The sequence below is a fragment of the Pseudomonas nunensis genome, from assembly GCF_024296925.1.
GTDB classification, from domain to species: domain Bacteria; phylum Pseudomonadota; class Gammaproteobacteria; order Pseudomonadales; family Pseudomonadaceae; genus Aquipseudomonas; species Aquipseudomonas nunensis.
Map to the genome: position 1 here is coordinate 1,478,371 of NZ_CP101125.1, position 12,366 is coordinate 1,490,736.

The window sequence follows — 12,366 nt, forward strand, 5'->3', positions numbered from 1 at the left end:
CTCTTACCGGGCCGAAGCGAGTTGAGTGAAGGCGGTACCAAGCCACTGCTGCACGCCATGCATCGTCGCGGCAGAAGTGTCGAGGAACGGCTGCGGGTACACGCCGATGTAAATCAGCAGCGCCGCCAGGCCGAGCACCATGATCAGTTCGCGACCATCCATACCATGCAACACCGCGTCCGACTTGGACGGGCCGAAGTAGGCACGGTGGATCATGATCAGCGAGTAGACCGAACCGAACACCAGGCCCGTCGTTGCGATCGCGGTGATCCACGGCGCAGCGGCGAAGGTGCCGATCAGGATCAGGAACTCACCGACGAAGTTACCGGTGCCCGGCAAGCCCAGGGACGCGGCTGCGAAGAACAGGCTGATGGCCGGGAGGTAAGCGATCTTCGACCACAGGCCACCCATTTCACGCATGTCGCGGGTGTGAGTGCGTTCGTACAACTGACCGCTGAGGATAAACAGTGCTGCCGCCGACACACCGTGTGCCAACATCTGCATCACCGCGCCCTGCAGCGCCAGTTGGCTACCGGAGTAGATGCCGATCAACACGAAGCCCATGTGGGACACGGAGGAATAGGCGATCAGACGCTTGATGTCGGTTTGTGCGAAGGCCAGGAACGCACCGTAGAAGATCCCGATCAGACCGAGGGTCATGGCGATCGGCGCAAACTCGGCCGAGGCATTCGGGAACAGCGGCAGGGCGAAACGCAGCAGACCGTAGGCCGCCGTCTTCAACAGGATACCGGCCAGGTCGACCGAACCCGCTGTTGGCGCCTGGGCGTGAGCGTCAGGCAGCCAGGAGTGGAACGGCACGACCGGCAGTTTCACCGCGAAAGCGATGAAGAAGCCGAGCATCAGGATGTACTCGGTAGTGAGCGACATCTTGGTTTTCAGCAGGTCGGCGTAGTTGAACGTGATCACGCCGGTGCTGTTGAAGTTGACCAGCACCAGGCCCAGGATCGCCACCAACATGATCAGGCCGGAAGCCTGGGTGAAGATGAAGAACTTGGTCGCCGCGTAGATCCGGGTTTTCTTGCCGTCCGAAGAACTGTGACCCCAGAGCGCGATGAGGAAGTACATCGGCACCAGCATCATTTCCCAGAAGAAGAAGAACATGAACAGGTCGAGGGCGAGGAATACGCCGACGACACCGCCCAGGATCCACATCAGGTTCAAGTGGAAGAAACCGACGTGACGCTGGATCTCTTTCCACGAGCAAAGTACCGAGAGGATACCCAGCAAACCGGTCAGCAGGATCATCAGCAGCGACAGGCCGTCGAGGGCCAGGTGCACGCTGATGCCGAATCGCTGGATCCAGATGTGCTTGAACTCAAGCGCCCAGACCGGATCGGCGCCAGGCGCCGGAGCAAATGAATAATTACCGTGGGCCCACAGCCAGAGGCCGAGTGCGAGTTCCAGGGTCATGGTCAACAGCGCAATCCAGCGGGGGAGGGTAGCGCCGAAGCGCTCACCCATCCAGCACAGCAGGCCGCCGATGAAGGGGATCAGGATTAGCCAAGGCAGAATCATGACGGGCTCAATTCCTTTCGCAAGTTCGCAAGGTTCATATTCAGACCGCTACCAGCACGATGGCGCCGATGACCAGCACGGAGCCGGCTGCCATCGATGCCGCGTACCAACGCAGTTGACCGGTTTCGGTACGGCTCAGGGCGGTGTGGCCGCCTTTGGCCATACGCGGGATCAAACCGATGGTCTGATCGAGCGGGTCTCTGCGCAGTGCGTGGCTGATCGCAAGGTATGGCTTGACGAACAGTTTGTCGTAGATCCAGTCGAAGCCCCAGGCAGCGAACCACCAGGCCGAAAGGAAGCGGCCGATGCCGCTGTTGGCGATTGCAGTGACGAAACGACGCTTGCCGAGGAACAGCAGCGCGGCCAGCAGGATACCGGCCAGGGCGATGGCGCCCGAGGCGATTTCCAGACTGTGCTTGGCTTCGCCGCCGGCATGGCCGACGCTTTCCGGCAGTACGCCGTGCAGCGGTGGAACGATCATCGCGCCGACGAAGGTCGACAGTACGATCAGCACCGACAGTGGCAACCAGTGAGCGATGCCGTGACCGGCGTGGGCTTCGGTCTTCGCTTCACCGTGGAACGCGATGAAGATCAGGCGGAAGGTGTACAGCGAAGTCATGAACGCGCCGACCAGACCTGCATACAGCAGACCCTGGTTGCCGCTGGCAAACGCTTCCCAGAGGATTTCGTCCTTGGAGTAGAAACCTGCGGTCACCAGTGGCAGGGCCGAAAGGGCCGCGCCGCCGACGATGAAGCTGGTGTAGGCCAGCGGCAACTTCTTCCACAGGCCGCCCATCTTGAAGATGTTCTGCTCGTGGTGGCAGGCAACGATCACCGCACCGGAAGCAAGGAACAACAGCGCCTTGAAGAAGGCGTGGGTCATCAGGTGGAAGATCGCGCCTTCCCATGCACCAACGCCCAGCGCCAGGAACATGTAGCCGATCTGGCTCATGGTCGAGTAGGCGAGGATACGTTTGATGTCGGTTTGTACCAGTGCCGCGAAGCCAGCCAGCACCAGGGTCACGCCACCGACGATACCTACGAGGTGCAGGATGTCCGGCGCCAGGGCAAACAGGCCGTGAGTACGCGCAATCAGGTAAACGCCTGCGGTCACCATGGTTGCGGCGTGGATCAGTGCCGAAACCGGAGTAGGACCGGCCATCGCGTCCGCCAGCCAGGTTTGCAGCGGCAGTTGCGCGGATTTACCGACAGCGCCTCCCAGCAGCATCAGGGTTGCCAGAACAATCCAGAAGTCGCCGACCTGGAATTTCTGCGGTGCCAGCACCAGCAGTTCCTGGATGTTCAGCGTGCCCAGTTGCGCGAACAGGATGAACAGGCCGATGGCCATGAACACGTCGCCGATGCGGGTCACGATGAACGCCTTGAGTGCCGCGTTACCGTTGTTGCGGTTGCTGTAGTAGAAACCGATCAACAGGTACGAGCACAGGCCCACGCCTTCCCAGCCGAAGTACAGGAACAACAGGTTATCGCCCAGGATCAGGAACAGCATGCTGGCGATAAACAGGTTGGTGTAGGCGAAGAAGCGCGAGTAACCGTCTTCACCGCGCATGTACCAGGACGCGAACAGGTGGATCAGGAAGCCGACACCGACCACGACGCCGAGCATGGTGACCGACAGGCCATCCAGGTACAGCGCGAAGTTCGGCGTGAAGCCTTCAACCGCCATCCACTGCCACAACACCTGGGTGTAGTGACCGCCTTCTGGCGGGGCGACGTTGAATTGCCAGATCACGTAAGCGGCGACAATCGCCGACAGGCCGATGGAACCGACGCCAATCAGCGCCGACAGGTTTTCCGAGAAGCGGCCGCGTGAGAACGACAGCAGCAGGAAACCTATGAGAGGGAATACGAAAGTCAGATAGAGAAGATTCATCCGCGCATCTCGCTGGCAGCGTCGATATCGAGAGTGTGGAAGCGGCGATACAGCTGCAACAGAATCGCCAGGCCAATACTGGCCTCGGCGGCTGCCAGGCTGATCACCAGGATGAACATGATCTGTCCATCCGGCTGACCCCAGCGGCTACCGGCAACGATGAACGCCAAAGCGGAGGCATTCATCATGACCTCCAGGCTCATCAGCACGAAGAGAATGTTGCGGCGGACCATCAGGCCGACCAGACCGAGGCAGAACAAGATGCCGGCAACCGCCAGACCATGCTCCAAAGGGATAGCAGGCATCGTCATTGCTCCTTGGCTTCGTTGCGGCCCAAGTGGAACGCCGTGACGGCTGCGGCGAGCAGCAACATCGAGGCGAGTTCGACCACCAGCAGGTACGGGCCGAACAGGCTGATGCCCACGGCCTTCGCGTCTACGGTGGTGTGGCCGATGGCCTGGCCGCTGGAATGGCTGAACAGGACGTACAGCAGTTCAGCCAGCAGCAGGGCGCCGAGAACCACCGGACCGAGCCAGATGCCGGGCTTGAGCCAGACGCGCTCTTGCTGAACCGAGGCCGGGCCGAGGTTCAGCATCATCACCACGAACACGAACAGCACCATGATGGCGCCAGCGTAGGCGATCACTTCCAGCACACCGGCGAACGGCGCGCCGAGGGCGAAAAACGTCATCGCCACGGCAATCAGCGAAATGATGAGGTAGAGCAGGGCGTGCACAGGGTTGGTGTTGGTGATCACGCGAAGCGTGGCCACAACCGCGATACCCGATGCGAAATAGAAAGCGAATTCCATCTTTCTTCCTTAAGGCAGCAAGCTCTTCACGTTGATCGGTTCGGCTTCATTCTGCGCGGCGCCTTTCGGCTTCCCGGCAATCGCCATACCTGCAACACGATAGAAGTTGTAATCAGGGTTTTTGCCGGGGCCGGAGATCAGCAGATCTTCTTTCTCATAAACCAGGTCCTGACGTTTGAACTCGGCCATCTCGAAATCCGGTGTCAGCTGGATCGCGGTGGTCGGGCAGGCTTCCTCGCAGAGGCCGCAAAAGATGCAGCGCGAGAAGTTGATGCGGAAGAAGTCCGGGTACCAGCGACCGTCTTCGGTTTCGGCTTTCTGCAGCGAGATGCAACCGACCGGGCACGCCACGGCGCACAGGTTGCAGGCTACACAACGCTCTTCGCCATCAGGGTCACGGGTCAGGACGATACGGCCACGGTAGCGCGGCGGCAGGTACACGGCTTCTTCCGGGTACTGCAGCGTGTCGCGCTTGCGGAAGGCATGGCCGAAGATCATCACCAGGCTGCGAAGCTGGGTGAAGAAGCCATGCACGATGTCAAATATGTACTTCATGATTCTCTATCCTCACTGAGCCGCGACGGCGGGCGTGTTGAGCAACACGATCGCAGCGGTCACCAGCATGTTGACGAGGGTCAGCGGCAGGCAGAACTTCCAGCTGAAATCCATCACTTGGTCATACCGTGGGCGCGGAATCGAGGCGCGCAGCAGGATGAAGATCATGATGAAGAACGCGGTCTTGAGCGCGAACCAGATGAACGGGATCTGCGGCAGAATACCGAACGGACCGTGCCAGCCACCGAAGAACAGGGTCACCAGCAGCGCCGAAATCAACACGATGCCGATGTACTCACCAACGAAGAACATGCCCCATTTCATGCCGGCGTATTCAATGTGGTAACCGTCGGCCAGTTCCTGTTCCGCTTCCGGCTGGTCGAACGGGTGACGGTGAGTCACGGCGACGCCAGCGATGAAGAAGGTCAGGAAACCGAAGATCTGCGGAATGATGAACCACAGGTTCTGCGCTTGATATTCAACGATGTCGCGCATGTTGAACGAGCCGACCTGGATCACGATACCCATCAGCGACAGGCCCATGAACACTTCGTACGACACGGTTTGCGCCGAGGCCCGCAAGCTGCCCAGCAGGGCGAACTTGTTGTTACTCGACCAGCCGGCGAACAACACCGCGTAGACCGACAGACCGGCCATGGCGAAGAAGAACAGGATGCCGATGTTGATGTCCGCCACGCCCCAGGTCGGGGTGATCGGGATGATCGCGAAGGCAATCAGCAGGGCGCTCATGGCGACTACTGGTGCCAACGTGAAGATCATCTTGTCGGCGAACGGCGGCGTCCAGTCTTCCTTGAAGAACATCTTGATCATGTCGGCCGCGATCTGGAACGCGCCGAACGGGCCGACGCGGTTCGGACCGTAACGGTCCTGCCAGAGGGCGAGCAGACGACGCTCGACCCAGCTCAGCAGCGCGCCGCACACCACCACGGCGAGCAGAATCACGATGGCCTTGAGGACCGCGATGATCACGTCAATCACTTCAGGCGTGAACCAGGTCATTGAGCTGCCTCCTGCAGTCCGTCAACGGTTTTGCCAAAGATCGCGGCCGGAATGCCGGCGATACCCGCAGGCAATGCCACCAGGCCAGCGCCCAGCTCTTCATTGATACGCAGTGGCAGACGCAGGGTCTGGCCGTCTACGTTCACGCTGAGCAGGGCACCGTCGTTGACGCCAAGGCGATCGGCTTCGGATTTGGCCAACGCGACGTAGGCGGCCGGGATGCGTTCCTGAACCGGTGCGGCTTTCGAAGAGTTCTCTTCGCTGCCGAGCAGGTGGAAGAACGGCACGACCTGCCAGGTGCCCGGCGCCGGGTTGAAGGCGCGCGGAACACTGGCGAACCAGTTCAGCGAATCACCGGTGCTTTCGATCAGGCGGGTGCCCGGGTCGCCAGCGCGGATGTGACCACCGACTTCGTCCTGGAACTTGTTCCAGGCTTGCGGCGAGTTCCAGCCCGGCGACCAGGCGAATGGCACTTGCTGACGCGGTTCGACCGAGCCCGAGTAACCTTCCATCGAGAAGTTGAACGCGGTGTCGTTGTCTTGCGGGGTACGCGGTTCGTGCACGCTGATGTCAGCGCGCATGGCGGTACGACCGGAATAACGCAGCGGTTCGCGGGCCAGTTTCATGCCTTTGATGCGGAACGCGGCGGACGGTGCGGCATCAACGATACGCGCCAGTTGCGGCGTGCTCGAAGCCACGGCAGCGGTGACGTGGTCCAGTTGGGTCCAGTCGATCGGCTGGTTCAACAGGGTCGCGCGCAGGGCATGCAGCCAGCGCCAGCCTTCGTGAACCAGGATGCTCGCGTCCATGTATTTCGGGTCGAAGACCTGGAAGAAGCGCTGGGCGCGGCCTTCCTGGCTGACCAACGTACCGTCGCCTTCAGCGAAGCTGGCGGCTGGCAGAACCAGGTGCGCGCGATCGCTGGTTGCGGTCTTCTGATGGTCCGCCACGATCACCACTTTAGCGGCGTTCAGGGCGGCATCGACCTTGGCTTTGTCGGTGCGGGTGTACAGATCGTTTTCCAGCACGACGATAGCGTCGGCCTTGCCGTCGATCACTGCTTGCAATGCGTCGTCGACCGAGTTGCCACCGAGCATGGCCAGGCCGAGGCTGTTGGCCTCTGGCACGATCAGGCTGATGGAACCGTTCTTCTCGCGCAGCTTAAGGGCCTTGGCAATGTTTGCCGCCGCTTCGATCAGCGCTTTGGAACCGAGCGAAGTACCGGCAATGATCAGCGGACGCTTGGCGGCCAGCAGGGCATTGGCGATGCGTTGAGCCAGTTCAACGGCTTCAGCGTCCAGGCCTTCAACGGCCGGTGCGCTGGCGTCGAGGGCGTGAGCCACGGCGAAACCGATGCGGGCGAGGTCGTCTGGAGCAGCGTGTACGCATTCTTCAGCGATATCGTCGAGCTTGGTTTCAGCCAGGCTGGCGATGAACAGCGGGTTCAGCTCGTGCTGACCGATGTTCTTCACGGCGGCGTCGAGCCACGGCTGAACGCGCATCGCGTCGGCCATGTCTTCGGCTTTGCCCTTGACCGATTGACGCAGGGACAGGGCCATGCGCGCAGCGGTCTGGGTCAGGTCTTCACCGAGGACGAAGATCGCGTCGTGGTCTTCGATGTCGCGCATGTTCGGGATCGGCAGCGGGCTGTCTTTCAGAACTTGCATGACCAGTCGAATGCGCTCCAGCTCGGCGGCTTCGATGCCGGAGTAGAAGTGCTCGGCGCCAACCAGTTCGCGCAACGCGAAGTTGCTTTCGAGGCTGGCGCGTGGCGAACCGATACCGACGATGTTGCGACCGCGCAGCAGGTCAGCGGCTTTATCCAGCGCTTCGTCGAGTGTCAGCTTGGCGCCGTTGGCCAGCAATGGCTGACGCGGACGGTCTTCGCGGTTGACGTAGCCATAGCCGAAACGGCCACGGTCGCACAGGAAGTACTGGTTTACCGAACCGTTGAAACGGTTTTCGATACGACGCAGTTCACCGTAGCGTTCGCCCGGGGATATGTTGCAACCGCTGGAGCAGCCATGGCAGATGCTCGGTGAGAACTGCATGTCCCACTTGCGGTTGTAGCGCTCGGAGTGAGTCTTGTCGGTGAACACACCGGTCGGGCAGACCTCGGTGAGGTTGCCGGAGAACTCGCTTTCCAGGGTGCCGTCTTCAACGCGACCGAAGTACACGTTGTCGTGGGCGCCAAACACACCGAGGTCGGTGCCGCCGGCGTAGTCCTTATAGAAGCGCACGCAGCGGTAGCAAGCGATGCAGCGGTTCATCTCGTGACCGATGAACGGGCCGAGATCCTGGTTCTGGTGAGTACGCTTGGTGAAGCGATAACGGCGCTCGTTGTGGCCGGTCATTACCGTCATGTCTTGCAGGTGGCAGTGACCGCCTTCTTCACAGACCGGGCAGTCGTGAGGGTGGTTGGTCATCAGCCATTCGACGACGCTGGCGCGAAACACTTTCGCTTCTTCGTCTTCGATGGAGATCCAGCTGCCGTCGGTGGCGGGGGTCATGCAGGACATGACGATCCGACCACGGGTGTCGTTGGCGTCGGTGTACTGCTTGACCGCGCACTGGCGGCAAGCGCCAACGCTGCCAAGGGCGGGGTGCCAGCAGAAATAAGGGATATCGAGGCCTAGCGACAGACATGCCTGTAACAGGTTGTCTGCCCCATCGACTTCGAGCTCTTTGCCGTCTACGTGGATAGTGGCCATGGTTCAAAGTTCTTCGTTGGCCCGGTGTCAGCGGGCGTGGCTAATGGAATCTTGTTATTCGTGCGAATCAAAACAGCCTATAAAGGCGTCATCGAACGAGAAGGCGAAGGGCACGGACCCTTCGCCTTTTTAAGCGTTTACGCGCCGACTACGATCGGCCTTGCCAGAGGCGGGACGACGGCGCTGGTGGGCGCGATGCCGGCTTCGAACTCTGGACGGAAGTATTTGATTGCGCTGCCCAATGGCTCCACGGCGCCCGGTGCGTGAGCACAGAAGGTCTTGCCAGGGCCGAGGAAACCGACCAGACCCAGCAGGGTCTCGATGTCGCCGGCTTGCCCTTCACCGTTCTCGATCGCGCGCAGCAGCTTGACGCTCCACGGCAGACCGTCACGGCACGGGGTGCAGAAACCGCACGACTCGCGGGAGAAGAACTCTTCCATGTTGCGCAGCAGGGACACCATGTTGACGCTGTCGTCGACCGCCATGGCCAGGCCGGTACCCATCCGGGTACCCACTTTGGCGATGCCGCCGGCGTACATTTGTGCGTCCAGGTGTTCCGGCAACAGGAAACCGGTACCGGCGCCGCCAGGCTGCCAGCACTTGAGCTTGAAGCCGTCGCGCATGCCGCCGGCGTAGTCTTCGAACAACTCGCGACCGGTGACGCCGAACGGCAATTCCCACAGGCCCGGGTTCTTGACCTTGCCGGAGAAGCCCATGAGCTTGGTGCCCATGTCTTCGCTGCCTTCGCGCGCCAACGATTTGTACCAGTCCACGCCGTCGGCAATGATCGCCGGGACGTTGCACAGGGTTTCAACGTTGTTCACACAAGTTGGCTTGCCCCACACGCCAACGGCGGCAGGGAAGGGTGGCTTGGAGCGCGGGTTGGCGCGGCGGCCTTCGAGGGAGTTGATCAGTGCGGTTTCTTCACCGCAGATGTAACGCCCGGCGCCGGTGTGGACGAACAGCTCGAAATCGAAGCCGCTGCCCAGGATGTTCTTGCCCAGCAGGCCCGCTGCCTTGGCTTCTTCCACGGCACGGTTCAGGTGCTTGGCGGCGGTGGTGTATTCGCCACGCAGGAAGATGTAGCCACGGTAGGTTTTCAGCGCGCGAGCACTGATCAGCATGCCTTCGATCAGCAGATGGGGCAGTTGCTCCATCAGCATGCGGTCTTTCCAGGTGTTCGGTTCCATCTCGTCCGCGTTGCACAGCAGGTAGCGGATGTTGATGGATTCGTCTTTGGGCATCAGGCCCCACTTCACGCCAGTGGGGAAGCCTGCACCGCCGCGACCTTTGAGGCCTGCGTCTTTCACGGTCTGGACGATATCGTCCTGGGCCATGTCGGCGAAGGCTTTGCGCGCAGCCGCGTAACCGTTCTTGGCCTGGTACTCGTCGAGCCACACGGCCTCGCCGTCGTCACGCAGGCGCCAGGTCAGCGGGTGAGTCTCGGCCGAACGCTTGATGCGGTTGGCAGGACCGAAGGAAGTCAGGGTCATACGTAGCCCTCGAGCAATTGGGCGACGCCAGCAGGCTGAACATCACCGAATGTGTCGTCGTCGATCATCAACGCCGGCGCCTTGTCGCAGTTGCCGAGGCAGCAAACCGGCAGCAGGGTGAAACGACCGTCGGCGGTGGTCTGACCCAGGCCGATGCCAAGCTTGCTCTGGATTTCGCTGACCACCGATTCATGGCCGCCGATGTAGCAGACCATGCTGTCGCAGACGCGAATGATGTGGCGGCCGACTGGCTGACGGAAGATCTGGCTATAGAAAGTAGCCACCCCTTCAACGTCGCTGGCCGGGATGCCGAGGATCTCGCCGATGGCGTAGAGCGCGCCGTCAGGCACCCAGCCACGTTCCTTCTGGACGATCTTCAGGGCTTCGATCGACGCCGCGCGCGGGTCTTCGTAGTGATGCAGCTCGTGCTCGATGGCCGAGCGCTCGGTTTCACTCAGCGTGAAACGGTCTGTCTGGATAAGCGTGCTGTTCATGCTTAGCGGTCCACGTCGGCCATAACGAAATCGATACTACCCAGGTACGCGATCAAGTCCGCGACCATGCTGCCTTTGATCACCGAAGGGATCTGCTGCAGGTGCGGGAAGCTTGGGGTACGAATCCGGGTGCGGTAGCTCATGGTGCCGCCATCGCTCGTCAGGTAATAACTGTTGATGCCCTTGGTCGCTTCGATCATCTGGAAGGATTCGTTGGCCGGCATGACCGGGCCCCACGAAACTTGCAGGAAGTGCGTGATCAAGGTCTCGATGTGCTGCAGCGTGCGTTCTTTCGGTGGCGGCGTGGTCAGCGGGTGATCCGCCTTGTACGGGCCTTCCGGCATGTTGCGCATGCACTGCTCGATGATCTTCAGGCTCTGGCGCATTTCTTCGACGCGCACGATGCAACGGTCGTAGGCATCGCCATTGGCCGCCAGCGGGACTTCGAATTCGAAGTTCTCGTAGCCGGAGTATGGACGTGCCTTACGCAAGTCGAAGTCGCAACCGGTCGAACGCAGGCCGGCACCGGTGACGCCCCATTCGAGGGCCTCTTTGGTGTTGTAGGCGGCAACGCCGATGGTCCGGCCCTTGAGGATGCTGTTGTCCAGCGCGGCTTTCTGATATTCGTCCAGACGCTTTGGCATCCACTCGACGAAGTCTTTAACCAGTTTTTCCCAGCCGCGCGGCAGGTCGTGGGCGACGCCACCGATGCGGTACCAGGCCGGGTGCAGACGGAAACCGGTGATAGCTTCGATCACCGTGTACGCCTTCTGGCGGTCGGTGAAGGTGAAGAACACTGGAGTCATCGCGCCAACGTCCTGGATGTACGTACCCAGGAACAGCAGGTGGCTGGTGATCCGGAAGAACTCGGCCATCATGATGCGGATGACGTCGACCTTCTCGGGCACCTTGATGCCGGCCAGCTTCTCGACCGAGAGCACGTACGGCAGGTTGTTCATCACGCCGCCGAGGTAGTCGATACGGTCGGTGTACGGGATGAAGCTGTGCCAGGACTGACGCTCGGCCATCTTCTCGGCACCACGGTGGTGGTAGCCAACGTCCGGCACGCAATCGACGATCTCTTCACCGTCCAGCTGCAGGATGATGCGGAACGCACCGTGCGCGGAAGGGTGGTTCGGGCCGAGGTTGAGGAACATGTAGTCCTCGTTCGCCCCGGAACGCTTCATGCCCCAGTCTTCAGGCTTGAAGCGCGCGGCTTCTTCCTCAAGCTGTTGCTTGGCCAGGTTCAGGGTAAACGGATCGAACTCAGTGGCGCGGGCCGGGAAGTCCTTGCGCAGCGGGTGACCTTTCCAGGTCGGCGGCATCATGATGCGTGTCAGGTGCGGGTGACCTTTGAAGTCGATCCCGTACATGTCCCACACTTCACGCTCGTACCAGTTGGCGTTCGGCCAGATGCTGGTGACGGTCGGCAGGCTGAGGTCGCTCTCGGACAAGGCGACCTTGATCATCACGTCACTATTACGTTCGATCGACATCAAGTGATAGAACACAGTGAAGTCGGCGCCGCTTGGCAGCCCTTGACGCTTGGTGCGCAGACGCTCGTCCACGCCGTGCAGGTCATAGAGCATGACGTACGGCTTGGGCAGGTTGCGCAGGAAGGTCAGGACTTCGACGAGTTTGGCACGGACAACCCAAAGCACCGGCATGCCGGTGCGGGTAGGCTGGGCGGTGAACGCCTCGGGGCCAAAACGGTTGTTCAGTTCGACGACCACATCCTGGTCGTCTGCCTTATAAGGCGGGATGTACAGAGCACTGCCTGTAGTCATGGTTATTTATCGCTTTCGGTCAACGTAAAGAATGAAGCCAGTGTCTCGTTCTATAAAAGAAGCAG

At 60.9% G+C, this 12,366-nt stretch carries 10 protein-coding genes; all 10 read right to left on the minus strand.

Translation table 11 applies throughout. The features are described from left to right. Positions 1-3: 3 nt before the first annotated feature. The 10 genes from nuoM to nuoC all read right to left on the minus strand — a co-directional run bounded on the left by nuoM (position 4) and on the right by nuoC (position 12,301). A complete protein-coding gene (gene nuoM / locus NK667_RS06570; RefSeq protein WP_054053688.1) occupies positions 4-1,536 on the minus strand; it encodes an NADH-quinone oxidoreductase subunit M in 1,533 nt (510 codons plus the stop codon). A 40-nt stretch (positions 1,537-1,576) separates the two neighbouring features. Next, entirely contained in the window at positions 1,577-3,430 is a 1,854-nt protein-coding gene (gene nuoL, locus NK667_RS06575) for an NADH-quinone oxidoreductase subunit L (RefSeq protein ID WP_054614116.1), read from the minus strand. Further along, positions 3,427-3,735, minus strand: a complete 309-nt coding sequence (gene nuoK, locus NK667_RS06580; RefSeq protein ID WP_007905077.1) for an NADH-quinone oxidoreductase subunit NuoK — start codon at positions 3,733-3,735, stop codon at positions 3,427-3,429. The genes nuoL and nuoK overlap by 4 nt, the downstream gene beginning before the upstream one ends. A 2-nt stretch (positions 3,736-3,737) precedes the next feature. Next, positions 3,738-4,241, minus strand: coding sequence for an NADH-quinone oxidoreductase subunit J (nuoJ, locus tag NK667_RS06585; protein ID WP_054053684.1), 504 nt, complete (start codon positions 4,239-4,241; stop codon positions 3,738-3,740). Between the two features lie 9 nt (positions 4,242-4,250). Then, positions 4,251-4,796, minus strand: a complete 546-nt coding sequence (nuoI, locus tag NK667_RS06590; protein ID WP_177331423.1) for an NADH-quinone oxidoreductase subunit NuoI — start codon at positions 4,794-4,796, stop codon at positions 4,251-4,253. Positions 4,797-4,808: 12 nt separating this feature from the next. Next, complete coding sequence (gene nuoH / locus NK667_RS06595; RefSeq protein WP_028623953.1) at positions 4,809-5,816, minus strand: NADH-quinone oxidoreductase subunit NuoH; 1,008 nt, start codon at positions 5,814-5,816, stop codon at positions 4,809-4,811. After that, a complete protein-coding gene (gene nuoG, locus NK667_RS06600; protein WP_054053677.1) occupies positions 5,813-8,527 on the minus strand; it encodes an NADH-quinone oxidoreductase subunit NuoG in 2,715 nt (904 codons plus the stop codon). The genes nuoH and nuoG overlap by 4 nt, the downstream gene beginning before the upstream one ends. Positions 8,528-8,664: 137 nt before the next feature. After that, positions 8,665-10,020: an NADH-quinone oxidoreductase subunit NuoF gene (gene nuoF / locus NK667_RS06605; RefSeq protein ID WP_054053675.1), complete on the minus strand. Its 1,356-nt coding sequence runs from the start codon at positions 10,018-10,020 to the stop codon at positions 8,665-8,667. Then, on the minus strand, positions 10,017-10,514 hold the full coding sequence (nuoE, locus tag NK667_RS06610) for an NADH-quinone oxidoreductase subunit NuoE (protein WP_054053673.1): 498 nt from the start codon (positions 10,512-10,514) through the stop codon (positions 10,017-10,019). The genes nuoF and nuoE overlap by 4 nt, the downstream gene beginning before the upstream one ends. A 2-nt stretch (positions 10,515-10,516) precedes the next feature. Further along, complete coding sequence (nuoC, locus tag NK667_RS06615) at positions 10,517-12,301, minus strand: NADH-quinone oxidoreductase subunit C/D (protein WP_054614117.1); 1,785 nt, start codon at positions 12,299-12,301, stop codon at positions 10,517-10,519. Positions 12,302-12,366: the final 65 nt, after the last annotated feature.